At 64.3% G+C, this 23,725-nt stretch carries 24 protein-coding genes, 3 tRNA genes and 1 other RNA gene; 16 read left to right on the plus strand and 12 right to left on the minus strand.

Translation table 11 applies throughout. From position 1 onward, the window contains the following. Positions 1-80: 80 nt before the first annotated feature. Entirely contained in the window at positions 81-2,846 is a 2,766-nt protein-coding gene (gene aceE / locus M1E01_RS08040; protein WP_457974518.1) for a pyruvate dehydrogenase (acetyl-transferring), homodimeric type, read from the minus strand. A gap of 363 nt (positions 2,847-3,209) precedes the next feature. Between aceE and M1E01_RS08045 the strand changes: the two genes are divergently transcribed. The 5 genes from M1E01_RS08045 to M1E01_RS08065 all read left to right on the plus strand — a co-directional run bounded on the left by M1E01_RS08045 (position 3,210) and on the right by M1E01_RS08065 (position 5,628). Beyond that, a complete protein-coding gene (locus tag M1E01_RS08045) occupies positions 3,210-3,629 on the plus strand; it encodes a DUF3052 domain-containing protein (RefSeq protein ID WP_457974519.1) in 420 nt (139 codons plus the stop codon). Continuing rightward, positions 3,626-4,129: a peroxiredoxin gene (locus M1E01_RS08050; protein WP_457974520.1), complete on the plus strand. Its 504-nt coding sequence runs from the start codon at positions 3,626-3,628 to the stop codon at positions 4,127-4,129. The genes M1E01_RS08045 and M1E01_RS08050 overlap by 4 nt, the downstream gene beginning before the upstream one ends. Positions 4,130-4,133: 4 nt before the next feature. Beyond that, on the plus strand, positions 4,134-5,063 hold the full coding sequence (locus tag M1E01_RS08055; protein WP_457974521.1) for an NAD-dependent protein deacetylase: 930 nt from the start codon (positions 4,134-4,136) through the stop codon (positions 5,061-5,063). A 96-nt stretch (positions 5,064-5,159) separates the two neighbouring features. Further along, positions 5,160-5,232, plus strand: a tRNA-Val gene (locus M1E01_RS08060). Between the two features lie 105 nt (positions 5,233-5,337). Then, the gene (locus M1E01_RS08065) at positions 5,338-5,628 is read left to right on the plus strand and encodes a hypothetical protein (RefSeq protein WP_457974522.1); all 291 of its coding nucleotides are present in this window, start codon (positions 5,338-5,340) and stop codon (positions 5,626-5,628) included. Positions 5,629-5,813: 185 nt separating this feature from the next. Here M1E01_RS08065 and M1E01_RS08070 read toward each other — a convergent pair whose 3' ends face one another. After that, the gene (locus M1E01_RS08070) at positions 5,814-6,554 is read right to left on the minus strand and encodes a FadR/GntR family transcriptional regulator (protein WP_457974523.1); all 741 of its coding nucleotides are present in this window, start codon (positions 6,552-6,554) and stop codon (positions 5,814-5,816) included. A gap of 257 nt (positions 6,555-6,811) precedes the next feature. Here M1E01_RS08070 and gndA point away from each other — a divergent pair, with 257 nt between their 5' ends. Next, entirely contained in the window at positions 6,812-8,248 is a 1,437-nt protein-coding gene (gndA, locus tag M1E01_RS08075) for an NADP-dependent phosphogluconate dehydrogenase (protein ID WP_457974524.1), read from the plus strand. Between the two features lie 196 nt (positions 8,249-8,444). On the opposite strand, the gene epsC is transcribed toward gndA, so the two are convergent. The 3 genes from epsC to msrA all read right to left on the minus strand — a co-directional run bounded on the left by epsC (position 8,445) and on the right by msrA (position 10,595). After that, positions 8,445-9,029 (minus strand): serine O-acetyltransferase EpsC, encoded by a 585-nt coding sequence (gene epsC, locus M1E01_RS08080; protein WP_457974525.1) that lies wholly within the window; start codon positions 9,027-9,029, stop codon positions 8,445-8,447. A 41-nt stretch (positions 9,030-9,070) separates the two neighbouring features. Then, positions 9,071-10,006, minus strand: a complete 936-nt coding sequence (gene cysK, locus M1E01_RS08085) for a cysteine synthase A (RefSeq protein ID WP_457974526.1) — start codon at positions 10,004-10,006, stop codon at positions 9,071-9,073. 64 nt (positions 10,007-10,070) lie between these two features. Further along, positions 10,071-10,595, minus strand: coding sequence for a peptide-methionine (S)-S-oxide reductase MsrA (gene msrA, locus M1E01_RS08090; protein WP_457974527.1), 525 nt, complete (start codon positions 10,593-10,595; stop codon positions 10,071-10,073). A 98-nt stretch (positions 10,596-10,693) separates the two neighbouring features. Between msrA and M1E01_RS08095 the strand changes: the two genes are divergently transcribed. Further along, positions 10,694-11,602, plus strand: a complete 909-nt coding sequence (locus M1E01_RS08095; RefSeq protein WP_457974528.1) for a Nif3-like dinuclear metal center hexameric protein — start codon at positions 10,694-10,696, stop codon at positions 11,600-11,602. A 60-nt stretch (positions 11,603-11,662) separates the two neighbouring features. Next, positions 11,663-12,400, plus strand: coding sequence for a zinc ribbon domain-containing protein (locus M1E01_RS08100; RefSeq protein ID WP_457974529.1), 738 nt, complete (start codon positions 11,663-11,665; stop codon positions 12,398-12,400). A gap of 22 nt (positions 12,401-12,422) precedes the next feature. On the opposite strand, the gene M1E01_RS08105 is transcribed toward M1E01_RS08100, so the two are convergent. Together M1E01_RS08105 and M1E01_RS08110 are read right to left on the minus strand one after the other, a co-directional pair. Continuing rightward, entirely contained in the window at positions 12,423-13,187 is a 765-nt protein-coding gene (locus tag M1E01_RS08105; RefSeq protein ID WP_457974530.1) for a YaaA family protein, read from the minus strand. Positions 13,188-13,232: 45 nt separating this feature from the next. Beyond that, entirely contained in the window at positions 13,233-14,123 is an 891-nt protein-coding gene (locus M1E01_RS08110) for an alpha/beta hydrolase (RefSeq protein WP_457974531.1), read from the minus strand. 73 nt (positions 14,124-14,196) lie between these two features. On the opposite strand from M1E01_RS08110, the gene rnpB reads away from it, so the two are divergent. The 5 genes from rnpB to M1E01_RS08135 all read left to right on the plus strand — a co-directional run bounded on the left by rnpB (position 14,197) and on the right by M1E01_RS08135 (position 18,127). Then, positions 14,197-14,588, plus strand: an RNA gene (rnpB, locus tag M1E01_RS08115) — RNase P RNA component class A. A gap of 30 nt (positions 14,589-14,618) precedes the next feature. Then, positions 14,619-15,071: a hypothetical protein gene (locus tag M1E01_RS08120; protein ID WP_457974532.1), complete on the plus strand. Its 453-nt coding sequence runs from the start codon at positions 14,619-14,621 to the stop codon at positions 15,069-15,071. Between the two features lie 332 nt (positions 15,072-15,403). Continuing rightward, complete coding sequence (locus M1E01_RS08125) at positions 15,404-16,897, plus strand: glyceraldehyde-3-phosphate dehydrogenase (protein ID WP_457974533.1); 1,494 nt, start codon at positions 15,404-15,406, stop codon at positions 16,895-16,897. 105 nt (positions 16,898-17,002) lie between these two features. Beyond that, positions 17,003-17,212 carry a hypothetical protein gene (locus M1E01_RS08130; protein ID WP_457974534.1) on the plus strand — a complete coding sequence of 70 codons (210 nt, stop codon included), beginning with the start codon at positions 17,003-17,005 and terminating at the stop codon, positions 17,210-17,212. Between the two features lie 117 nt (positions 17,213-17,329). Further along, on the plus strand, positions 17,330-18,127 hold the full coding sequence (locus tag M1E01_RS08135; protein WP_457974535.1) for an HNH endonuclease family protein: 798 nt from the start codon (positions 17,330-17,332) through the stop codon (positions 18,125-18,127). A gap of 78 nt (positions 18,128-18,205) precedes the next feature. On the opposite strand, the gene def is transcribed toward M1E01_RS08135, so the two are convergent. From def to orn, 3 genes are all read right to left on the minus strand, one after another. After that, the gene (gene def / locus M1E01_RS08140) at positions 18,206-18,778 is read right to left on the minus strand and encodes a peptide deformylase (protein ID WP_457974536.1); all 573 of its coding nucleotides are present in this window, start codon (positions 18,776-18,778) and stop codon (positions 18,206-18,208) included. A gap of 125 nt (positions 18,779-18,903) precedes the next feature. After that, positions 18,904-18,976 (minus strand) — tRNA-His (locus M1E01_RS08145). Positions 18,977-19,124: 148 nt separating this feature from the next. Continuing rightward, the gene (orn, locus tag M1E01_RS08150) at positions 19,125-19,778 is read right to left on the minus strand and encodes an oligoribonuclease (RefSeq protein WP_457974908.1); all 654 of its coding nucleotides are present in this window, start codon (positions 19,776-19,778) and stop codon (positions 19,125-19,127) included. A gap of 184 nt (positions 19,779-19,962) precedes the next feature. Between orn and mptB the strand changes: the two genes are divergently transcribed. Together mptB and map are read left to right on the plus strand one after the other, a co-directional pair. Beyond that, positions 19,963-21,534: a polyprenol phosphomannose-dependent alpha 1,6 mannosyltransferase MptB gene (gene mptB, locus M1E01_RS08155; protein WP_457974537.1), complete on the plus strand. Its 1,572-nt coding sequence runs from the start codon at positions 19,963-19,965 to the stop codon at positions 21,532-21,534. A 20-nt stretch (positions 21,535-21,554) separates the two neighbouring features. Further along, positions 21,555-22,322, plus strand: coding sequence for a type I methionyl aminopeptidase (gene map, locus M1E01_RS08160; protein WP_457974538.1), 768 nt, complete (start codon positions 21,555-21,557; stop codon positions 22,320-22,322). A 234-nt stretch (positions 22,323-22,556) separates the two neighbouring features. Here the strand turns inward: map and M1E01_RS08165 are convergent, their stop codons facing one another. Beyond that, entirely contained in the window at positions 22,557-23,018 is a 462-nt protein-coding gene (locus M1E01_RS08165; RefSeq protein WP_457974539.1) for a LapA family protein, read from the minus strand. A gap of 206 nt (positions 23,019-23,224) precedes the next feature. Here M1E01_RS08165 and M1E01_RS08170 point away from each other — a divergent pair, with 206 nt between their 5' ends. Further along, on the plus strand, positions 23,225-23,440 hold the full coding sequence (locus M1E01_RS08170) for a hypothetical protein (protein ID WP_457974540.1): 216 nt from the start codon (positions 23,225-23,227) through the stop codon (positions 23,438-23,440). 120 nt (positions 23,441-23,560) lie between these two features. Here the strand turns inward: M1E01_RS08170 and M1E01_RS08175 are convergent. Then, positions 23,561-23,633, minus strand: a tRNA-Arg gene (locus M1E01_RS08175). Between the last annotated feature and the right edge of the window lie 92 nt (positions 23,634-23,725).

The following is a 23,725-nucleotide window of genomic DNA, read 5'->3' on the forward strand; positions in this document are numbered from 1 at the left end:
CCGCCCTCCACGCAGGAGAACGACGACGGCGGCCCTCACCAAAAGGTGGGGGCCGCCGTCGTGTGCGTTATCCGGGGCTGTTACGCTTCGCCGCCAGCGTTGCCGGTGGTTCCGGCGTTCACGTTGTGCAGGCGGTACTTCTCGATAGCCTGAGCCGGAGCCTGGGCGTCGACCTCGCCGTTTGCGGCGAGCAGTTGCAGGGTCTTCGTGACGATGGAGTGGGTGTCGTTTTTGAAGAACCGGCGGGCTGCTGCGCGGGTGTCGGAGAAGCCGAAGCCGTCGGCGCCGAGGGAGGCGAAGTGGTTCGGGATGAACTGGCGGATCTGGTCCGGGACGGCTTTCATGTAGTCCGAGACGGCGATGACCGGTCCGGTGGCTCCGGCGAGCTGTTGCGCCACGAAGGGCACGCGGGCTTGTTCGCCGGGGTTCAGGAACGCTTCTTCCTCGGCGGCCAGGCCGTCGCGGCGCAGTTCGTTCCAGGACGTCACGGACCAGACGTCGGCCGAGACGCCCCAGTCCTGGGCGAGGATCCGCTGGGCTTCCAGGGCCCAGGGGACGGAGACGCCGGAGGCCAGGATCTGGCTCTTGGGTCCTTCGGCGGTTGAGGCGGAGAGCTTGTAGATGCCTTTCAGGACGCCGTTGACGTCGAGGTTTTCGGGTTCGGCGGGCTGGGTGATGGGTTCGTTGTAGACGGTGATGTAGTACATCAGGTTCCGGTCCGCGTCTTTCCCGTCGGGGCCGGGGGCGGCGGAGGGTCCGTACATGCGTTCGATGCCGTCGCGGACGATGTGGCCCATTTCGTAGCCGTAGGCGGGGTCGTAGGTGACCACGGCGGGGTTGGTGGAGGCCAGGATGGGGGAGTGCCCGTCGGCGTGCTGCAGGCCTTCGCCGGTGAGGGTGGTCCGTCCTGCGGTGGCGCCGATGATGAAGCCGCGGGTCATTTGGTCCGCTGCTGCCCAGAAGGCGTCCCCGGTGCGCTGGAAGCCGAACATGGAGTAGAAGACGTAGACCGGGATCAGCGGCACCCCGTGGGTGGCGTAGGCGGTGCCGGCGGCGGTGAACGCCGCGACGGCGCCGGCTTCGTTGATGCCGGGGTGGATCAGCTGGCCCTGGGCGGATTCCTTGTAGGCCAGGACCAGGTCCCGGTCCACCGAGAGGTAGTTCTGGCCCTTGGGGTTGTAGATCTTCGCGGTGGGGAAGAACGCGTCCATCCCGAAGGTGCGGGCCTCGTCCGGGATGATCGGGGCGATGTGCTTGCCGAAGTCCTTATCCCGCATCAGGTCCTTCAGCAGCCGCACGAACGCCATGGTCGTGGCGGCCTGCTGCTTGCCCGAGCCGCGCTTGGCGACCTCGAAGGACTTCGGATCGGGCAGTGTGATGTCCGCGTGCTTGGCACGGCGCTCCGGGACGGCTCCGCCGAGCGCGGCGCGGCGTTCGAGCAGGTACCGGATTTCGGGGGCGTCGGTGCCGGGGTGGAAGTACGGCGGCCGGTACGGGTCCTGCTCGAGCTGGTCGTCGGTGACCGGGATCCGCAGATGGTCGCGGAACTTTTTCAGGTCATCGAGGGTGAGTTTCTTCATCTGGTGGGTCGCGTTGCGGCCCTCGAAGTGCGGGCCCAGGCCGTAGCCCTTGACCGTTTTGGCCAGGATCACGGTGGGCTTGCCCTTGAACTCCGTCGCTGCCTTGTACGCGGCGTAGACCTTGCGGTAGTCGTGGCCGCCGCGCTTGAGGTTCCAGATCTGGTCATCGGAGAGGTCCGCGACCATGTCCTTGGTCTGCGGGGTCTTGCCGAAGAAGTGCTCGCGGACGAACCCGCCGGACTCGGCCTTGTAGGTCTGGTAATCCCCGTCGGGGGTTTCGTTCATGATCTTCACCAGCGACCCGTCGGAGTCCCTGGCGAGCAGCTCATCCCATTCCCGGCCCCAGACGACCTTGATCACGTTCCAGCCCGCGCCGCGGAAGAACGCCTCCAGTTCCTGCATGATCTTGCCGTTGCCGCGCACCGGCCCGTCCAGGCGCTGAAGGTTGCAGTTGATCACGAAGTTCAGGTTGTCCAGGTTCTCGTTCGCGGCGAGCTGGAGCAGGCCGCGGGACTCGGGCTCGTCCATTTCCCCGTCACCCAAAAACGCCCAGACCTGCTGGTCAGAAGTGTCTTTCAGGCCCCGGTTGTGCAGGTACCGGTTGGACTGGGCCTGGTAGATCGCGTTCATCGGCCCGATGCCCATCGAGACCGTCGGGAACTCCCAGAACTCCGGCATCAACCTTGGGTGCGGGTACGAGGACAGGGCATGCCCGGCCCGGGACTTCTCCTGCCGGAACCCGTCCAGGTCCTGCTCGGTCAGCCGGCCCTCCATAAACGCCCTGGCATACATCCCCGGGGACGCGTGGCCCTGGAAGAAGACCTGGTCACCGCCGCCGGGGGCGTCCTTACCGCGGAAGAAATGGTTAAACCCGACCTCGTACAGCGTCGCCGCGCCCGCGTACGTGGAAATGTGCCCGCCAACACCAATATCCGGCCGCTGCGCCCGGTGCACCATCACCGCCGCGTTCCACCGCATATACGCCCGGTACCGGCGCTCGAACTCCTCGTTACCCGGGAACTCCGCCTCCTGGTCCGCCGGGATCGTGTTCACATAATCCGTCGTGGTCACCATCGGAACCCCGACGCTCTGCGCCCCGGCACGCTGCAGGAGACTGCGCATGATGTATTGGGCACGCTCCGTGCCCTGTTCCCTGATCAACGAATCCAGCGACTCAACCCACTCGGCAGTCTCTTCCGGATCACGATCAGGCAGCTGGTTAGTCAACCCGCTAAGGATATGGGAGGTATCTTCTCCTGCAGCCACGGCAGCCTCTCTTTGCGCGCATTCACCGGCGCCCTCAGGTCCGGCAGGGTAGCTGCCTGGCATGAACACGACGTGTGCGACATATCGGTTACAACAGCCCGGTCATGTGCGCCGGGCAGGGTTCTATCTCGTCTGTGACTGCATATGCGGTGCAGGGGTCGCCCTGCAGGCATAGCTGTCACCAGCCACTCTAACTGTGACGGCCAGTCGATGCGTAGCCGTGCCTGGCGTCCCCGACGTTTTTGCCCGTCATACTGGTTGTGTGACAGACAATATGCCGCGCTGCGGCGGTAGCAGCTTGAAGCCCGCGCCCAAAGGGTGTTGGCTTGGGGTAATCGATATCACTATTCATAGGAGGAACGCGTGAGTGAGGCCGACGCCGCCACTTCGGTAAATGTGGCGGAAAAATTGGGTTTCAAGGGCGGGGATCTGATTCAGGAGTTCGGTTACGACGACGACGTCGACTTCGACTTGCGTGATGACATTGAGGATCTGACCGGGGCAGAACTGCTGGATGAGGACGACCACGACGTCGTAGATGCCGTCATCTTCTGGTGGCGCGACGGCGACGGCGATCTCGTTGACACCCTTGTCGACTCGCTGACGACGCTCACTGAGGGAGGCGTCGTGTGGGTTCTGACCCCCAAGTCCGGCCGCCCCGGCTACGTTTCCCCCTCCGATATCCAGGACGCCGCCCCCACAGCCGGGCTGCACTGCACCACCTCTGTTGGAGTGTCCAAGGACTGGAGCGCCACGCGCCTGGTCACCAGGAAGAACAAGTGAGTGCACCAGGCACCGTGGATTCCACGGCTGTCTGCGCAGTGCCCGGCATAGGGCAGCAGGCCCCGGACTTCACTCTGGCCAACCAGTACGGTGAGCCGGTCCGTTTGTCTGATTTCCGCGGACGGAACGTCGTCGTCGTGTTTTACCCCTTCGCATTCTCCGGAATCTGCACCGGCGAGCTGTGCGAAATCCGGGACAACCTGTCCATCTTCGAACATGCCGATGCCGAGGTGCTGGCCATCTCGGTCGACAGCAAATATGCCCTTCGTGCCTATGCCGAGCAGGAAGGCTACAGCTTCAGCCTGCTCGCGGACTTCTGGCCGCACGGTGCGGTGGCTGAGCAGTATGGCGTTTTTGACAGGGACAGCGGCATGGCCGGCCGTGGAACATTCATCATCGACGGCGAAGGCACAATCCGGTACGTCATAGTCAATCCTCGCGGGCAGGCCCGGGAGCTTGCCGAGTACCGCCGCGTGCTGGCAGGACTGGCGCAAGGCTGAACCCATGGACCAGCGGCGGACCGGCATAGGCCTGACAGGGTTTGCCAGTCTGCCGGCCGTGCCGCGCACGCCGCCCTCCCCGGCGGAACTCAGTGTCCTGGCAGACATCCGTGACCTGCTGTCCGGGCTGCGTCTGGCGCTCCTGACCGGTGCCGGACTCAGCACCGATTCGGGAATACCCGATTACCGCGGACCCGAATCCCCGCCCCGGTCGCCCATGACGTACCAGGAATTTGTGGGGGACGCCCGGAACCGGCAGCGGTATTGGGCACGGAACCATATTGGCTGGTCACACCTCCGGCGGGCCGATCCGAATGCCGGCCACGCCGCCGTCGTGGCGCTGGAACGCAGCGGCCTGCTCACCGGACTCATTACGCAAAACGTCGACAGGCTGCATGAGGATGCCGGAAGCACCAACGTGGTGGACCTGCACGGGCGTTTCGACCAGGTCATTTGCCTGGACTGCCGCCGCACCTACTCCCGGCAGTTGCTCGCAGGGTTGCTCGAAGAGCTCAACCCAATGTTCCTTCAGCGGGCGATGGAATCCGGGGCGGTGGAAATCGCACCAGACGCTGATGCCACAGTGGATGATTCCGAGCTGATCGGCAGCTTTGTGGTGGCGCAATGCCCAGCCTGCGGTGGAGTGCTGAAACCGGACTTCGTCTACTTCGGGGAGAACGTTCCCAAGGACAGGGTGGAACGCGCCTATTCCATGGTGGACGAGGCCGGGGCGCTGCTCGTTGCGGGGTCCTCGCTCAGCGTCATGAGCGGTCTCCGTTTTGTCCGCCACGCCGCCAAGCAGGGCAAGCCGGTGGTCATCATTAATCGGGGCGACACACGCGGTGATCCCCTCGCCACCATCAAACTGGCGGCCGGTGTGAGCGAAGCGCTGGGCTGGCTCGCCACCGAACTGCCTCCTGCGTCCCCGCCCTGATCAGGATTGGTTCCTGATCAGGATTGGCAATTACCGGCGCTGTTCAGGTAGAGTCTATGTTCGTTGGTTCGCGCTTCGCAGCGGGAACGGGCAATTGGGTCTTTAGCTCAGCTGGTAGAGCGCCACGTTTACACCGTGGATGTCATCGGTTCGATCCCGGTAGGACCCACAGAAACGAACCCCGCCTCAGGCCCCAGGCCTGCGGCGGGGTTTCTGGTTTAACCCGCGCCTAGCATGAGGCAAAAATGTCAGTGCCGGCTCGTATTCTTCCCGCATGGAACATGTACTGGTGAAAACAGCAGCAGACGGGCAACCGGCCGCTGTCATCCGCGGCGGACGTGAATGGATGGTCGGCGCAGAGCCGGTCAGGTGGTTTGAACGTGTCAACTGGTGGGAAGCCGAGCGGCGGATGCCGCTGGGCCGCAGCCGGGTCGACGTAGAGGTCTGGCGCCTTCAGGCGAGGCTGGGACGGAACGCAGATTCTGCGCTCACCACCATGGAAATCCTGCGGGACGGGCTGGGAGGCGGATGGAGACTGCGGGATGCCACCCCGGACGCAGCGTAGTTGACATCCCGGTGGCGGAAACGCTTGGGAATTGGAAAAGCCTTCCACCGCGACTATTGGGGGATGCCGCGGTGGAAGGCTCGGCTTCGAATATACCGTGAACATCTGGAGAACAGGAGACACAGCGGCTGTGGAATGGAACACACTTCCGGCGCAAGAGCCGGCAGCTTCACAGGAACGGACTCTTAGGCCGTGTGCTGCCGCCGCTGAACCGGGACAAAAACCCGCGGCTGTTCCACCCAGACCGGCTCCATCTCGGAAATGGTCCGGCGCATGATCCTGTTCGACGCCTCCCGGGCCTCTGGTGCGTTGCCGTCAAAGATGGCGTCCGCCACGTCCAGATGCCATTGCAGCGTGAGGTCCCTGGGCCGGTCGGGCATCAGGCCGTGGACGGTCCGTCCCGTCAGGGTCTCGGCCACCTGCCCTACCAGGTTGGCGAACATCTCGTTGCCGGACCCGCTTAGCAGGAGGGAATGGAAGTGGATGTCCAGTTCCAGGAAGCGCGGCACATCACCGGCCTTGCCGGCCTCGCGCATGGCAAGGGCCACGTCCAGCAGCTCCTGCCGGAGCTCGGCGGGGGCATTGACAGCCGCCAGCTCAGCTGCAACGGGTTCGACGGCGGCTCGTAGTTCGGCGAGCGAGCGCAGCTGGGCGCCGCGGCCCTCACCGGCAAGCCGCCACCGGATCACCAGGGGATCGAACGGATTCCAGCGGTGTGGCGGAAGGACCCTGATCCCGACTCGCTTGGTTGTCTCCACGAGTCCCAGCGACTGCAGCACCCGCACCGCTTCACGGATCACCGACCGGGAGACCTGAAGCTCATCCTCCAGCTGCTCGGCGAGCATGATATGGCCCGCAGGCAGGATGCCGCTGACGATCCTGGTGCCCAGGTTTTCGACGGCGCGGTGGTGGAGGCTGGTCGACATATGGGTAAGCATAGTGCGGTACGAAGGATGTACCTGCCCGGTAAAACTGGGCCGGCAGGGCGGCCCGCACCAGCCTGTCTGCGGGCAGCGCGACTTAGACTCTTTGTGACGGCGTTGCGTTCCACGAAGTGGACGCCCGCTTTTCCCGGCAGCCACGAATATATATGCTTTATTACGAGTCACCTCCCCAATGCGCGTTCCGCCGGGTGTGCGGGACTCCCACTGCACTTGTTGCACAACAATGAATTGGAGTATTGATGTCTGCTCACATCGGTGTCACCGGCCTTGCGGTCATGGGTGCCAACCTTGCACGCAACCTGGCCCGTAACGGCTTCACTGTGGCACTTCACAACCGCTCGGTCGAAAAGACCGACACGCTGCTGGAAAAGTACGGCTCCGAGGGTGACTTCGTCCGCACCGAATCCCTTGAGGAACTGGTGAACTCCCTCGAGAAGCCGCGCCGCGTCCTCATCATGGTCAAGGCCGGCAAGCCGGTCGACTCCGTGATCGAGCAGCTCGAACCCCTGCTGGAAGCCGGGGACATCATCATCGACGCCGGCAACTCCCACTACGAGGACACGCGCCGCCGCGAAGCCGCCCTGGCCAAGAAGGACCTGCACTTCGTCGGCATCGGCGTTTCCGGCGGTGAGGAAGGCGCCCTGAACGGCCCCTCCATCATGCCCGGCGGTTCCAAGGAGTCCTACGATGCCCTCGGACCGCTGCTGGAAAAGATCGCGGCGAACGTCGACGGCCAGCCCTGCTGCGCCTGGATAGGCACTGACGGCGCCGGCCACTTCGTCAAGATGGTTCACAACGGCATCGAATACGCTGACATGCAGGTCATCGGCGAAGCCTTCGACCTGCTGCGCTCCGGTGCAGGCATCGAGCCGGCCGAACAGTCGAAGATTTTCGCCGAGTGGAACAAGGGCGAGCTTGCCTCCTTCCTGATCGAAATCTCCGCCGAGGTACTCGGCCACGTGGACAGCCGCACGGGCAAGCCCTTCGTGGACGTCGTCGTCGATGCCGCAGGACAGAAGGGCACCGGCCGCTGGACGGTCATCTCCGCCCTTGAACTGGGATCCCCGACGTCGGGCATCGCCGAGTCGGTCTTTGCCCGCGCCCTCTCCTCCCAGGCCGACCAGCGCAAGCTGGGCCAGGAGCTCCTCGCCGGTGAAGAAGCCAACGCCGAGATTCCCGAGACCTTTGTGGAGGACGTCCGCCAGGCACTCTACGCCTCCAAGCTCGTCTCTTATGCCCAGGGCCTGGACATGCTGACCTCGGCAGCCACGGAGTACGGCTGGGACCTGAAGCTCGATGAGATCGCGTCGCTGTGGCGCGGCGGCTGCATCATCCGCGCAGAGCTGCTGAAGGAGATCACCAAGGCGTATGCCGCCGAGGAAAAGCCGGCCAATCTGCTGTTCGCTCCGGCCTTCACCAAGGCCATCGCAGAGGTCCTTCCGGCATGGCGCCGCGTAGTGTCCACCGCTGTGCAGCTGGGCATCCCGGTTCCGGTGTTCTCTTCCTCCCTGGCTTACTACGACGGCCTGCGCCGCAAGCGCCTCCCGGCTGCCCTGATCCAGGGCCAGCGTGACCTCTTTGGTGCGCACACCTACGGCCGCATCGACGCCGAGGGAACTTTCCACACGCTGTGGGGCGAGGACAAGTCCGAAATCGAGGCTGTCGACACTCACTAGGCAAATCCAGGCCCGGAACAGAAGCTGCGTCTGACACAGAAACGGCGTCGGACACAGAAACGGCCCGCCTTTTCCCGAAAGTCCGGGGAAAGGCGGGCCGTTCCCGTCCAAACGAGGCACGTTCAGACGGAGGTAGAAGCTGCAGCCGTTAAGGCCGTGTGGCGCGGGTTTCCCTGCGCCACACGGCATTATGCGGTCAGATACGGTATTCGATGTAGTATTCGGCGGGATCCACAGCCGGCGTGGTTTCCCGCTGAGCGTCGCGGTGGCGCCAGGTGGCGGGGACGCCGGTAACGATGGATTCCGGCGGAGCGTCCTTGACGACGACGGCGTTCGCACCCACCGCGCTGTCCCGCCCGATGGTGATCGGGCCGAGGATTTTGGCGCCGGCGCCGATGGTGACGCGGTCCTCGATGGTGGGGTGCCGCTTGACCTTCGCCAGTGACCGCCCGCCGAGCGTCACGCCGTGGTAGATCATCACGTCATCGCCAATTTCGGCTGTCTCCCCGATGACCACGCCCATGCCATGGTCAATGAAGAAACGCCGGCCAATGGTTGCGCCCGGATGGATCTCGATGCCGGTGAGGAACCGTGCCAGCTGTGAAATCAGGCGTGCGGGAAAGCGCAGGGACGGGTTCTGCCAGAGCCTGTGCGTCAGCCGGTGTGCCCAGATGGCGTGAAGTCCGGAATACGCGAAAAAGTTCTCAAAAGAACCTCGAGCCGCCGGGTCGTGGGACCGGGCGGCGTCGAGGTCTTCCTTAAGTCTTGCGAAGAAGGCCACAAAGATCTTTCTACAGGAAACGGGGCCGGGCAGGCTAAGGCCTAGCCCCGGATGTCGTCATAGAGGACGGTGGAGATGTAACGCTCACCGAAGTCGCAGACGACTGCCACAATCAGTTTCCCTGCGTTCTCGGGGCGCTTCGCCAGCTCCAGCGCGCCCCAGACGATGGCTCCGGAGGAGATGCCGCCGAGGATGCCTTCCTTGACGCCCAGCTCCCGGGCCACGGCGACGGAGTCTTCCAAGGTGGCGTCCAGTACCTCGTCGTAGACGTTGGTGTCCAGCAGCTCCGGAATGAAGTTGGCGCCGAGGCCCTGGATCTTGTGCGGGCCGGGTGCGCCGCCGTTAAGGATAGGGGAGTCCTTGGGCTCAACCGCGACGATCTGCACGTCCGGCTTGCGCTCCTTCAGGACCTGACCGACGCCGGTGATGGTGCCGCCGGTGCCGATCCCGGAGACGAAGATGTCGACCTTGCCGTCGGTGTCCTCCCAGACCTCCTCGGCCGTGGTCTTGCGGTGGATCTCCGGGTTGGCCTCGTTGGCGAACTGCTGGGCCCAGATGGAGTTCTCAGTGCTGGCCACGATTTCCTTGGCTTTTTCCACTGCGCCGCGCATGCCCTCGGAACCCGGGGTCAGCACGATCTCGGCGCCGAAGGCGCGCAGCATGACGCGGCGTTCGGTGGACATGGTTTCCGGCATGGTCAGGATGACCTTGTAGCCGCGGGCCGCACCCACCATAGCCAGCGCGATACCGGTGTTGCCGGAGGTGCCTTCGACGATGGTTCCGCCGGGCTTAAGAGCGCCGGACTTTTCCGCGGCATCGATGATCGCGACGCCGATGCGGTCCTTGACGCTGTTGGCCGGGTTGTAGAACTCGAGCTTGACGGCGACCTGGGCTTCCAGGCCCTCGGTCAGGCGGTTCAGCCTGACGAGCGGGGTGCCGCCTACCAGCTGCGTTACATCGTCGTAGATCCGTGCCATGTACTTACGCCTATCTCTGAGGAGGGAATGCTTCGGTCAGCCTAACGAGGGCGTCTGCACGTAGCTAAGCATTAAGCCATGAAGAGTAATATTTCCGGGCCTTGGCCAGTTTCGGGTTGATAATCACCTGGCAGTAGCCCTGCTCGGGGAACTTCGCGTAGTAGTTCTGGTGGATTTGTTCCGCCGGGTAAAACACGGGAAGCCGGCTGACTTCTGTGACTATCGGATGTGACCAGAGGGCCTGGTTCCGTTCAATCGCTTCCTCGAAGAGGATCTTTTCTTCAGTGGTCTCGTAGAACATGGACGAGCGGTATTGCGTTCCGACGTCGTACCCCTGGCGGTTAAGTGTGGTGGGATCGTGCAGCGCGAAGAACATGTCCAGGATGACGTCGGGCGGAATGATGTCCTCATCGAATGTCACCGCCACAACTTCCGCGTGGCCAGTGGTTCCCGAGCAGACGGAGTAGTAGTCAGGGTGCTGTTCGTGGCCGCCGGTGTACCCCGAAACCACAGAGGTCACGCCCTTGGTCTTCTGGTAGACGGCGTCCAGGCACCAGAAGCAGCCTCCGCCAAGCACAAAAGTTTTCATGTCCTCTTCAATGGTTGAGGTGTCCGGATGATTCCCCGGCCAGGTTACGCCCGGAAATCAAGGCGGGCCAGCGGCGCCTATAGGGTAAAAATATGAGTATGGAACCTGTGAACAGCGGCGTTGCAGAAGAACCGGCAGAGCCAGCGGGCATGCCCGAAGCCGGGGCGGCGCCCACGCTCGGGCAGCTCATGCTCGCCGTTGAAGAGCTCTGGCCCGAGTCGCTGGCGGAGGAGTGGGACGAGGTGGGCCTTGTTGCCGGCCACCCGTCGGCGCCCGTCAGCCGGGTCATGTTTGCCGTTGATCCCACGCTCGAGGTCATCGACGAGGCCATCGAATGGGGCGCCGGTCTGCTTATCACGCACCACCCACTGCTGCTCAAAGGCGTAACCTCTGTCGCGGCCAACACGCCCAAGGGCAAGGTGGTCCACCGTCTCATCGAATCGGGCACGGCCCTCCTGACGGTGCACACGAACGGCGATTCCGCCGTCGGAGGCGTTTCCGACGTCCTGGCCGATGCCCTGGGGCTCGAAAACGTCACTCCGCTCACTCCTGCTGCCAACGGACTTCCCGAGGAGGGCATTGGGCGTGTCGGTGATCTTGCCGAGGCAATGTCCCTCGGTGACTTCGCCGCCCGCGTGTACGGGATCCTGCCCTCCGTTGCCGGCGGCGTGAGGGTTTCGGGGGACCGCGATGGACTGGTGCGCCGCATTGCCGTCTGTGGGGGTGCCGGCGATTCACTTTTTGATGAGGTGCGGGCCAGCAGCGCCGATCTCTATGTGACAGCCGACCTGCGGCACCATCCGGCGTCCGAGGCGCGTGAGGCAGCCGCCAACGGCCGCCCCTACCTCATTGATGTGTCCCACTTCGCGAGCGAATGGCTGTGGCTGCCTGCCGCGGCGGACGCGCTGGGCAATGTCCTTACCGACCAGGGGCTGGACGTCGAGATCCGCGTCAGCAGCACCAACAGCGATCCGTGGGACTTCATTCTCACTCCCGGTGGGGACTAGAGTTCATAAAGCCCCTGCAGGGGCCCGGCGCAGGCCGGATGGGATCAAGCGGAGGTAATCGTGGCCAAGGCAGCACCGGCGGAACAGTTTAAGTTGCTCGAACTTCAGGGGCTGGACGCCAAACTCAAGTCCCTCGCCAACCGCCGCCGCACTCTGGAAGCAGATCCGCGGATCACCGATCTGGAAGCCGCCCTCGCTGTAGCCCAGGGTGAATTGGGGGCCGCCAAGCTCGCCGTCCATGACGCCGAAGCGGAGCTGAAGCGCGCCGAGGCGGACGTCGAGCAGGTGGCAGGGCGCATTGAACGCGACGAAGCCAGGCTGAACAGCGGAACGGGCCTGTCCAAGGACCTGGTGGCGCTGCAGAAAGATATCGCATCACTCAATAAGCGGCGGTCCGACCTCGAGGACGTAGAGCTCGAAGTGCTGGAGCGGCTCGACTCCCTGCGCGAGCGCCAGGCGGCGCAGCAGAAAATTGTCGATGACGTCCAGGGTTCCTTCGCCGTGATCCGGGCGGAACTGGATGAGCAGCTGGCAGAGATCACCGCTGAAGAGGCCGTTGTGCGCGGTCGCAGGGCAGAGTTCGCCGCAGGGTTGGACGACGGTCTGCTGGCAGTCTACGAAAAGACCCTTGCCCGGCGGGGAGTCGGCGCTGCCAGGCTTTTCCACGGCACCTCTGAGGGGTCAGGCATGCAGCTGAGCCCGGGCGACCTTGCTGAGATCAAGGCCGCGGCCGAGGATGACATTGTCTTCTGCCCTGACTCCGGCTGCATCCTGGTGCGCTCAGCAGAGTGGGTGTGACGCCGGGGTGTCCCCGCGCCTCCTAGTTGGGCAGGATGATGTTCAGGGCGTGTGCCTTGCGCGCCGTGCCGGGCACAAGTTCGGCGTTCCACTTCTCACCGGCGGCCTTGTGTAGCTGTGCTGGCGTTTGCGGTGCCTTTCCGGGCCGGGTCAGCAGATGCCGCGCGAGTTCGCCGCGGGTGTGCTTCGCGAAGTGGCTGACCACCTTCCGCACGCCGTTCACCTCAGTGAAAACGTTGACCGTCACCGTCGACGCCGCCGGGGGAGTCCACGCCGCGGCGTAGGTGCTGGAGCGGCAGTCCACCAGCAGCTGCCCGGACACCGCGGCGGCCAGGGCGTCCGTCAGCTGCGGCTTCCAGAACGAGGCAAGACGGCCGACGTCGGGCAGCGACGTTGACATCGACAGCCGGTACGCGGGCACGGAGTCCGCGAAACGGATGGCGCCCCAGAGGGCGGAGATCACCAGGACCGATTCATCGGCCTTGCGGCGCTGCGGCCCCGTCATCGACTTGTAGCCGAGGGCGTCGTACAGCACCCCGGAATACACCTGGTGGGCCGGCGCGGCCGGTTCGGCGTGCAGCCGGGTGTTCCGTTCGACGTCGGACTGCAGTGACGCTCCTACGCCCAGGAGTGCGAGGGCGTCCTCATGCGCGCTCACCGTACCAAGTGCCTCAAGGATTTTGGCCCGGCAGGGGTTGAGGTCGGGGAAGCTCAGCGAGGTCCAGTCCATGGCGTCGCCACGGGTCGCAGGGGTTTTGCCTTCGGACGGGGGAAGCAGGATCAGCACCGTACGATCTTACCGGTGGTGTGCAGGACCAGCCGGACTCACAATTCAGCCAAGGTTCCGGCCGAGGAAGGACAACACTGTGGGCAGGATTGAGCGCCAGTAAGCAGTGTCGTGCCCGCCGGGCAGGAATCCTCCTTCCACCGGGCCCGGGAGCGCGCTGACGTATTCGCGGACGGTTGCCGCGAGCTCGTCATCCCTGCCGCAGTCGATACGTTTGGGAATGGCCGCCAGCCGGGGGCGGAGCGCGAAGACGTCGTTCGCCGCGAAATCCGCCGGGCTGTCAAAGGCGCCTTTCATTCGTGCGCCGTGACGGGACCAGATGGCCGGGCTCATCGCGGCCACGGCCCGGATGCCGGGCAGCCGCGCCTGCGAGGCCAACAACAGGGCGCCGAAGCCGCCCATGGAGAGGCCGAAAAGCCCGATCTGCCCGAGATCAAAGCCCTGCACGCCGAGGAAAGGAACGAATTCCCGCACCAGCATCGACTGCGTGTCGCTGCCGTCCCTGCGCGCATGCCACCAGGTGTCGCCGCCGTCCACAGCTGCAATCGCGAAGGGGGTTCCGCCTCCATCCACATGCCGCTGCAGCACCTCGTCAGCGGCGAGGTCATCGAGCATGAACCGGTGGCTGCTGCCAAGGCCGTGCAGGAACACGGCCACAGGCACGAGTGGAAGCTGCGCCCCGTCCTGCTGGTGAGGCGCCGCCAGTGACCAGCGTGTGGCTGGTCCCGGCCGGTAGGCGGAAACGAACTGGCCGGTGCGGACCATTATTCTGGGCCAGCCGCCCGGTCCGGGAGCCGCCGTCGGACGCGTGTAGCCGGGAAGCGGTACGGGAGCAGGAAAGGGCGGGAGCGGCGTGCATGCCGCGGCGGCGGACATGCCGGCGGCGATGCCCGCCAGCTGAAGCAGCCGGCGGCGGGTCAATGCTGACGCGTCCATTTCCTGATGATAGGCCCGGGGCCGGGGACCTAGCGCGGGCGCATCCGCGGTGCCCCGTAGAATGGACACCGGATGGGTTGACCAGGCGGCCGCGCGTCACGCAAGTGGCTCGAGGAACGTCCGGGCTCCGCAGAGCAGGGTGGTGGGTAACGCCCACTCGGGGTAACCCGCAGGCCAGTGCCACAGAAAACAGACCGCCTGCCTCGCGCCGATTTGAAAGCGGCACGATGCGGGTAAGGGTGAAACGGTGGTGTAAGAGACCACCAGCTTCCCGGGTGACCGGGAAGGCTAGGTAAACCCCACCCGGAGCAAGGCCAGACAGGGCACGTTTGAGGGCTGCTCGCCCGAGTGCCCGGGTAGGCCGCTGGAGGGCGCCGGCAACGGCGTTCGTAGATGGATGGCCGCTACTCCCGCCCCGGCAACGGTGCGGGAATACAGAACCCGGCGTATCGGTCAACCCATCCACTCAACACGCTGGAAAGGTACACTCCGGTGATGGACGCGCAGCGGCAGGAAAAGCCCAACGAGGAGCAGGAAGCGGAGTTCACGGGCAACCGGGAACGGTTCGCCGCCCAGCCATGGCACGGCATTGACCCAAGACTGTCCATGCTCCTCGCGCCCATCCTGGGCCCTGACCGTGAGGATCCGCATGGCACCATTGAGCTCACGGTTATTGTTGACGGGACCATAATCTCCGGCTCGGTAGCGAGTGAAGAAGCCTGGTCCCGGCGCCAGAATGCGCAGGTCATCACAGCAGGCGAGTATTTGCCGGCAGTACCCGACGGCGTGCAGGAGAACGGCGTGCGGGAGAACCAGATCCGGTTCATCCATTTCCTTGAGCCCGTAGTAATCTCCGGCGGAAACCCCATCCACCTGAACGCTACGAGGGTGGACCTCCGCAACGTTGCTGCCTGGAGCATTGGCCGCCTCCAGTACGGCGAAAAATAGTTACGGCTGACCCCCGGCGCCTCGGCTAATCCATCCACTTTTCTGGTTACGGCTTCGTTCACCCAACAGGCGACGCAGGAGGTGAGCCGCCGGTGTGAGTGATTTCACGGGCCGCCCGGCCATTCGGACGCGCTGCGAGCCCTAGAATAGACCTTGAACGTAGAAGTTCTACCGCCGGGATCTGCGTTCGCAACCGGCGGTTTTTCTTTGCCGCGTCAACAAGGCACCCGGGGAGGACCGAAACCCTGCCGGTGCCAGTGCCCCTGGAGAACTTCGGGTGGCCGACTTCCGGTTACGAAGACGTAACCGGTTGAACCAAGGAAGGTAGTTCTGTGAGCCAGACGTCAGATTCTTGTCTTGATACGTGGATGGGCCGCGAGGCACTCGCCGAGGCCATGATCCCCGTGATCGGCCGGTTGTACCGGGAAAACAACGTGGTCACGTCGATCCACGGCCGCAGCCTGATCAACAAGTCCACCATGAACATCCTCAAGGCGCACCGCTTCGCCCGCCGGATGAGCAAGGATGAGCTGCTCCTGGAGGAGACGGCCCCGCTGCTGAACACCCTGGCCACGCTGGACTTGGGTGCAGCTGCCATCGACATCGCCCGCCTGAACCAGAAGTACAAGTCCGACGGCGGCGACCTCACTCTCGAGGAGTTCCTCCGTGCCGAACTGGCTGAGATTGTCGGCAAGCGCGGGGCAGACGACCGCACCAGCACCGACGTCGTGCTGTACGGTTTTGGCCGCATCGGCCGCCTGCTCGCCCGTCTCCTCATCGAAAAGGCCGGCGGCGGGCACGGCCTGCGCCTGCGCGCCATCGTAGTGCGCCGCGGCTCTGACAACGACCTGGCCAAGCGTGCCAGCCTCCTGCGCCGCGACTCCGTCCACGGCTCCTTCGAGGGCACCATTCAGGTGGACACCGAGGCTAACACCATCACGGCCAACGGCGTCCGGATCCAGGTCATCTACTCGGACAACCCTGCGACCATCGACTACACGGCCTACGGCATCAACAATGCCCTCGTGGTCGACAACACCGGCCGCTGGCGCGACGCCGAAGGCCTTGGCCAGCACCTGCTCAGCAAGGGCGTGGCCAAGGTCCTCCTGACGGCGCCGGGCAAGGGTGAACTGAAGAACATCGTGCACGGCATCAACCACCGCGACATCGCAGATTCGGACAAGATCGTGACGGCAGCGTCCTGCACCACGAACGCGATCACCCCGGTGCTGAAGGCTCTCAATGACAAGTACGGTGTGATCCACGGCCACGTGGAGACCGTTCACTCGTTCACGAACGACCAGAACCTGATCGACAACTTCCACAAGGGCGACCGCCGCGGACGTTCCGCCGCTCTGAACATGGTGATCACCGAAACAGGCGCCGCCAAGGCCGTGGCCAAGGCACTGCCGGAACTGCAGGGGAAGCTCACCGGCAGCTCCATCCGGGTGCCCACCCCGGACGTGTCCCTGGCTGTCCTGAACCTGAACCTGGAACGGGGCACCACCAAGGACGAGGTCAACGACTTCCTGCGCGAGATGTCGCTGCACTCGGACCTGCGCAAGCAGATTGACTACATCGATTCCCCTGAAGTGGTCTCCACCGACTTCGTGGGCTCGCGCCGTGCCGGCATTGTTGACGGCCTTGCCACCATCTCCAACGACAAGAACCTGGTTGTTTACGTCTGGTACGACAACGAGTTCGGGTACAGCTGCCAGGTAGTCCGCGTCATGGAGGAAATGGCTGGGGTCAACCCGCCGACCTTCCCCGCCAAGGACTCCGTGAAGGACGCCGCTCCGGTACTGGCTGCCGCAGCCTCCGTCTAACAGCGGCGTTTCCGCTGGTCCGCCGCGTAGCAGCGTAAAACATGGCTCCCTAAATTCCCGGCTGGTTCTCTGGAATCAGCCGGGAAAGGGGGCCAAACTTGTCCCATGGAACACGACCGGACACTCCAGCACGAGACAACACTGGAACACGCCCTCGACGTGGCGCGGGCCAACCAAAAAGAGGCACAGCGCCTGCTCGACGAGGCAAAGACAGCACATGCCGCCGGCGAGATCGGTCAAGAGCGGGTCTCCCAGCTGGAGCGCCTTCTCGAACTGGCCAATGAAGATCTGCGGCGGGTTATGAGGGAGCAGTAGGGCACTGCTCCTGCACAGGGCACCTGTCCTCAACACTGTGGGTATCGTCCCGGATGTCGGAGGCCTGCCCTAGGCTCTGAGGGTGCAGCCACCTCATGTCCCTGAGAGCAGACCCGGATGACCGTCAGCTGGAGCGCCTACAGGCGGGCGCGCAGACGCTCGCGCCAGGCCTGGGCCCTGCTCGCAATTGCGGGTGCCTTTTTTGTCGCCGGCGTTGCCTGGTTCTTCACAGCAGGCCAATTCCTCGCCGTTGAGCCGCAGATATCAGGCCCCGGCACGGCTCCCGTCTTCAATCCCGCTTGGATGAAACCAGTGGTGGCGCCCCGGCGGGTGCCCTCCGGCAGTGCCGCCGCGGCGCTGGAGACCCTGCCGGTAAAGGGGCGGGCGGCGAAAAACGACTACGACAGGTCAGCCTTCGGCCAGGCCTGGTTCGACGCTGACCGCAACGGGTGTGACACCCGCAATGACATTCTGCGCCGTGACCTGAACGGCGTCGTTTACTTTAAGGGCTCCCGGTGCAAAGTGGCGTCAGGGACGTTCCACGAACCCTACACCGGAGCGCGCGTCACGTTCACGCGCGGCGCCGATTCCAGCAAGGCCGTCCAGATCGACCATGTGGTGGCGCTGGGCGACGCGTGGCAAAAGGGCGCCAGGCAGCTCACACTCCAGGAACGCCAGAGCCTGGCCAACGATCCGATCAACCTCATCGCAGCCGACGGACCGGCCAACCAGGAAAAAAGCGCTTCGGATGCGGCCGGCTGGCTGCCTCGGAACAAGGCGATCCGTTGCCACTATGTCGCCCGGCAGATCTCAGTGAAAGCCGCCTACGGGCTTTGGGTGACGCAAGCCGAAAAGGACGCTATGGACCGTGTCCTCGGCTCCTGTCCGGGCCAGCAGACCATCATCGCCCGGTAGGGCAGTGGTTCACTGATGCCCGGGCTGCCGCCCTTCCAGAGCCGCGGTCGGCCCGGCCAGGGATCAGTGCCGAACGGATCAGTGCCCGAACGGATCAGGATCGACGCCCGGCATCCAAGTCAGCCCGGGGACACCCCAGCCGTTCTTCTTGGCTTGCTTCAGAGCCTTGCGTGCATAGCGGTCAAGGAGGCGGTTGACGTAGAGCTTCCCGTCGAGGTGGTCGTATTCGTGCTGCATCACCCGCGCGAACCAGCCGGTGGCCTCGAACTCGACCGGTTCCCCGTATCCGTCGAACCCCTTCACCCGCACCCATTCGGCCCGTTTCAGGGGGTACTGGCCGCCGGGAAAGGAGAGGCAGCCCTCGGCCTCCTCGTCCGGATCCGGCAGGGCGCCGGAAACCTTGGACAGGGTGAGGACGGGGTTGACCAGCACGCCGCTCGGCGGTGCGCCGTCCTCGTTCTCGTACTTATACACGAAGATACGCTTACCCACGCCGATTTGAGGCGCTGCGAGGCCCACGCCGTTGGCCTTGTCATTGGTTTCGAACATGTCGGCGATCAGCTGGCGGAGCTCGTCGTCGAAGACTTCGACTTCGGCCGCCCGGCGGTGCAGAACGGGTTCGCCCCAGATGGTGATCGGCAGAACAGTCATGGCAGAGGGTTCCTTTGGTACTTGATCGGACGCAGCCCGGCGTGGTGTCGAAACGAACAAAGGCTGCACCGGATAACCGGTGCAGCCTTTGTGATGGGACGGCGTCGAATGCCATCCTTCGTGAGGGTGAGCGACGGGGGTTGAACCCGCGACCTCCTGGACCACAACCAGGCGCTCTGCCAACTGAGCTACGCCCACCATATGCCTTACAGTCCCTCCGGTCTTTACCGGCCGGCTGGAAAGGCAACGTCAAATAGTTTACCTGCTGTTCGGGGGTGCTTTTGCCACTTTCGCCTGTTTTGGCAAAAATTCCTTCGAACGTGGCGCAGATTACTTTTCGGACGCCTTAGGCGGATGGTCCCGCTTCGCTCGGCAATGCGCCCTCTGCTGCCGCCTGCTTTCCTGCGATGCCCTGCGTCAGTTGATCGATGACCTCGGGCTGGGCGGCGATGCGCCGGGAAATCTTCAGGGCAGTGGCGCTGTCCGGGCCCGGAGCGGGAACGAAGACTGCCTCCCGGTAGTAGCGGAGCTCATCAATGGAGTCCTTAATGTCGCCGAGGGCACGGTGTCCGCCCAGTTTGGCCGGGGCTTGGAAGTACGCGCGGGCGAACCAGCGCCGGGCCAGTTCCTTGATGGTACTGACGTCGATGACCCTGTAGTGCAGGTGCTCCACGACGGCGGGCATGTCCCGGGCCAGGAAGACCCGGTCCGTCCCAACCGAGTTCCCGGCCAGCGGTGCCTTGCGCACGTCCGGAACCCACTTGCGGATGTAGGCCATGACTGCTTCCTCGGCCTCGGCGAGCGTCTTGCCGGCCGGAAGCTCTTTCAGAAGACCGGAACGGGTGTGCATGTCCCGGACGAAGTCATTCATCTGGGCCAGGGCCGCGTCGTCCGGCTTGATGACCACGTCCACCCCGTCCCCGAGGATGTTCAGTTCGGAATCCGTCACCAGCGCGGCGACTTCGATCAGGGCGTCGTTGACGGTGTCGAGACCGGTCATTTCGCAGTCGATCCAGACGATGCGTTCGTTAGATATAGGCACCCGTTCAGCCTACCGTTTCGTGGTCGGGGAGCGGTCCGGTGCTAAGATTTCCGGGTACGTGGCGGCGCCGGGAGCGGCCGCCGCACTCCATTCACGGCCGGGCACTTCCGGCAGCAGATCGAGGCTGCACGCCCACAAGAGATTGGATAATCCTGAGATGACGGCGCCAGTGCCCGAGACGGAGGAAAGAGCCACAGGCACTTCCGCGGACCTGGGCCTGGCGGAAGTGGACAACCCCTGGTCGCCCCTTCTTTCCGGATTCGTTGGTTCGCTTTTCCTTGTGATCGGTTCCCTCGGTGTCGGCTGGCTTGCCCCGGCATCCGAACTGCGGCGGCTGCCGCTGTTCATATGGATGCGTACGGAGGCCCTGGGGGTTGCCCTTTCCATCGTACTTATCGCCGTCGGCGGCATGCTGCTGGTGCGGGCGTGGCTCCGGCTCGGCCAGCGCGTCCGCGTCTGGGGCCCGGCCGCCCGCAGAGCCACCCTGCAGGCGGTCGCAGCCTGGGGCCTGCCCATGATGTTCACGGTTCCGCTCTTCAGCCGCGATGTCTATGCCTACATCGGGCAGGGCCGGCTGATGGTGGAGGGATTTAACCCCTACGAGAACGGCATCTCGGCGCTTTCAAACTACTTCCAGCTCGGCGCCGACAAGATGTGGACAGAGGCGCCTGTGCCGTACGGGCAGCTCTTTCTGTGGATCGAACAGCTCGTCGTCTGGTCCACGAACGTCCATCCCGAGGCCAGCATCATGCTCTTCCGGCTGGCCGCCCTGGTGGGCGTGGTCCTCTGCATCATCTACGTCCCCAAACTCGCGGAACTTCACGGGGTCAACCCGCACCGGGCGCTCTGGCTCACGGCGGCGAACCCGCTGTTCCTGACGAACTTCATCGCGAGTGTCCACAACGACGCCCTCATGATCGGCCTGGCCCTCGCCGGTCTCTATTACAGCGCCACCCGCCGTGTGATCCTGGGAATAGTGCTCGTCACCCTGTCCATCTCCATCAAGCCCATCACCGTGGTGTTCCTCCCGTTCATCGGGCTGCTCTGGGCCGGCAAGGATGCGGGGTGGACGCGAAAATTCGTTTTTTGGGGCTTGACAGCAGGACTCAGCTTTGCCCTGCTGTACGCCATGAGCCTGGTAAACGGCTTCGGCTTCGGCTGGATCAACGGGCTCTCGGCCCCCGGCAGCGTCTGGATCTGGTACGCCCCTGTAGGGCTGCTCGGTCTCGTGGTGGCGTCCATCGCCAACGCCTTCAGCCTGGACGGCTGGGGACTGGCCAAGTGGGTTTACGACGCCGGCAAGCTGCTCGCCGTCGGCATCGTCGCCTGGCAGATCTTCAAAGGTGACCACGACCGGATCATGCGCCGGCTGACGCTGGCCTTTGCCGCCGTCGTCGTGCTCGCGCCGATGATCCAGTCCTGGTACGTCGTGTGGCTGATCCCGCTGTTTGCCATAACCGGCATCCGGGACGACTGGCAGGTCAAGGCGCTCTACTTTATTGTGTCCTTCTTCATGGTGTACGCCATTTCAGACCAGCTTGAGGTTTTCCCATATCTCCAGTCCGAGGACCTTGGGCTCGCATTGGCCCTTGCCAGGAACGCTGCCGCGATTATTGCCCTGCTGTTCGCCCTGTACCTGATCTTCATGGATCCCAGGACCAAGCTGCTGTTCAGCAAGTCAGACCAGCCGGTCACTACCCGTCCCGTCATCTGACAAACTCCCGGAGGCCACGGATGTCCATGCTCAAGAGCCCTGACGAAATAGCCTTGATGCGCGAAGCCGGCCGCGTTGTGGCGAACGCGCTAAACGCAGTCCGCGGGGCGGCCGCCGTCGGCGTTTCCCTCAAGGAGCTCGACGGCGTTGCTGCCGCCGCCATCGCCGCTGCCGGCGCCACTCCCGCCTTCCTCAACTACCGGCCGCGCTGGGCGCCGGTGCCGTTCCCGGGAGTCATCTGCACCAGCGTGAACGACGCCGTTGTGCACGGCATTCCCAACGGATACCGGCTGCAGGACGGGGATCTCCTCAGCGTTGACTGCGGGGCGTTCCTTGAAGGGTGGTGTGGGGACGCCGCCGTCAGCTTCATCGTGGGTACCCCCGATCCCGTGGACCAGGCGCTCATCGACGCGACGGACGCGGCCCTCGCCAGAGGCATTGACGCCGCCCGGGTGGGAAACAAGATGGGCGATCTCGCTTACGCCATCGGCGGCGCCGCACGCCGGGCAGGCTACGGACTCCTTGCCGACCACGGCGGACATGGTATCGGTCGGACCATGCACGCGGAGCCGTCCGTGCCCAACGACGGACGACCGGGCAGGGGTCTGAAATTGACAGAAGGGCTTGTCATCGCCATTGAGCCGATGCTCATCCTCGGCGGCAAGGGGGACTATTACCACGACGAGGACGAGTGGACGCTGCGTTCCGCGAACGGCCGCCGGGCGGCCCACAGTGAGCACACCGTGGCCATCACGGCCGATGGGCCTGTAATTCTGACAATGCCCTGAACACAGCGCCGGGACCCCGGCCGCCTTCACCGGCCTATCGGCTGTCGGCAGTATACGGGCGGGCTTAAGTCCTGCCTCATAGCCGCCGGAGCTGTTGAACGCGCTGCGGGCCAGGTCTTCGTTCGGGACCAGGACCACGTGATTGCCCTCCGCTCACGAAGCGCCGGCGGTGGGATACCCTACGATTCCCACGCGGCCGCGGTCTGCTTCCTGGCGGTGGTTTTCCGCTGCTGTTCAGCGCCTGCGCATCTCGGCAACACGCCGCCGGTGATCTGCCGCGCGAAGCTGGATGATCCGGGCCGCCCCGGCCATGGCCACTAACACACCGCCGGCCACTGCCGCGATGAACAGGGCGAGGCCAAGGGACACGACGCCCTCCAGCCCGAAGAACTTGACCTGCACCAACACCTGGTTCTGCAGGATGAAAATGATGAGCAGCACGAGCACGACCAGTGCGGACGCGACCGCTGCCCAGATCATGCCTGCCCGCGTGACCGGACGACGGGTGTCGCCGGCGGGCGGCGGCGGGGTGCCCTTGTAGTCCGGCAGCGCCGCGGTGCCAGGCCTGAGCTGCCCTTCACCGCCGGCCGAAGGCCGGCCATCTGCGGGCAGGGGAGGGCCAGGGGTTGCATCAGGGGCCTTCCGTCCCGGCCGGTCCTGCTCGAACGGGTCCCGCTCGGATCCACTCTGCGACATGTCGGTGACTCCTTCCCAAGTTCTGCCCGCGGTGCGGGGTTCAGGACCCGGCATCAGCACTTCAGAACAGCAGTCCGCCGGGTCCTAGATCGATCCTAGGCATGTTTCGGCAGATTAGTAAGTATGCTTCGCATCATCGGCGTGGTCGTCCGCAGGAAGGGAGTTTGGTGATGGGCCGCAATCCCCCTGAGGACTAGTCTTTTCCCATGGCTGATGATGACGAATTTAGAGAGCAGCTGGCCCGTGTGGATGCGCTGTACCACGAGGTCTTGGCGTTACGACAAGGCGCAAAGGATGGCGTTGCACCCGGCAAGGAGGAACTTGTCCTTGCGGAGCTGCGGCTGGATAACGCATGGCGGGAGCTGTATGAGTTCATGGACCTTCCGCTGTCCCGTACTGAAGGGCCAGCCGACAGTCCTTAGTAGCTGTTGCTTGACGCCTCTCGTAAACAGTCCCGACAAACAAAAACACCCCGGTCCGCAGACCGGGGTGTCGGTGATGCCTCTGAACATCTGTAGTCGATGTTCCGAGACATCACAGTGTGCCCCAGGAGGGAATCGAACCCCCGACCGGCGGATTAGAAGGCCGCTGCTCTATCCCCTGAGCTACTGAGGCAACTGGTTTCCCGGCTTTCCGGGTGCCTCAAAAAGTCTACATTGCCTACTGGCCCGACGGCGGCACCGGGCAGAAACGTTTCGGTTATCCAC

The sequence above is a fragment of the Arthrobacter sp. D1-17 genome (assembly GCF_054130535.1).

Excerpts from the sequence above, each read along its gene's own strand:
- map (WP_457974538.1), top strand. The coding sequence starts at position 21,555 with ATGTCCATGCTCAAGAGCCCTGACGAAATAGCCTTGATGCGCGAAGCC.
- M1E01_RS08135 (WP_457974535.1), top strand. The coding sequence starts at position 17,330 with ATGACCGTCAGCTGGAGCGCCTACAGGCGGGCGCGCAGACGCTCGCGC.
- M1E01_RS08130 (WP_457974534.1), top strand. The coding sequence starts at position 17,003 with ATGGAACACGACCGGACACTCCAGCACGAGACAACACTGGAACACGCC.
- M1E01_RS08165 (WP_457974539.1), bottom strand. The coding sequence starts at position 23,018 with ATGTCGCAGAGTGGATCCGAGCGGGACCCGTTCGAGCAGGACCGGCCG.
- msrA (WP_457974527.1), bottom strand. The coding sequence starts at position 10,595 with ATGAAAACTTTTGTGCTTGGCGGAGGCTGCTTCTGGTGCCTGGACGCC.
- orn (WP_457974908.1), bottom strand. The coding sequence starts at position 19,778 with ATGACCGGTCTCGACACCGTCAACGACGCCCTGATCGAAGTCGCCGCG.
- def (WP_457974536.1), bottom strand. The coding sequence starts at position 18,778 with ATGACTGTTCTGCCGATCACCATCTGGGGCGAACCCGTTCTGCACCGC.
- M1E01_RS08070 (WP_457974523.1), bottom strand. The coding sequence starts at position 6,554 with ATGTCGACCAGCCTCCACCACCGCGCCGTCGAAAACCTGGGCACCAGG.
- gndA (WP_457974524.1), top strand. The coding sequence starts at position 6,812 with ATGTCTGCTCACATCGGTGTCACCGGCCTTGCGGTCATGGGTGCCAAC.
- M1E01_RS08170 (WP_457974540.1), top strand. The coding sequence starts at position 23,225 with ATGGCTGATGATGACGAATTTAGAGAGCAGCTGGCCCGTGTGGATGCG.
- M1E01_RS08055 (WP_457974521.1), top strand. The coding sequence starts at position 4,134 with ATGGACCAGCGGCGGACCGGCATAGGCCTGACAGGGTTTGCCAGTCTG.
- cysK (WP_457974526.1), bottom strand. The coding sequence starts at position 10,006 with ATGGCACGGATCTACGACGATGTAACGCAGCTGGTAGGCGGCACCCCG.
- M1E01_RS08110 (WP_457974531.1), bottom strand. The coding sequence starts at position 14,123 with ATGGACGCGTCAGCATTGACCCGCCGCCGGCTGCTTCAGCTGGCGGGC.
- M1E01_RS08120 (WP_457974532.1), top strand. The coding sequence starts at position 14,619 with ATGGACGCGCAGCGGCAGGAAAAGCCCAACGAGGAGCAGGAAGCGGAG.
- M1E01_RS08095 (WP_457974528.1), top strand. The coding sequence starts at position 10,694 with ATGGAACCTGTGAACAGCGGCGTTGCAGAAGAACCGGCAGAGCCAGCG.
- M1E01_RS08065 (WP_457974522.1), top strand. The coding sequence starts at position 5,338 with ATGGAACATGTACTGGTGAAAACAGCAGCAGACGGGCAACCGGCCGCT.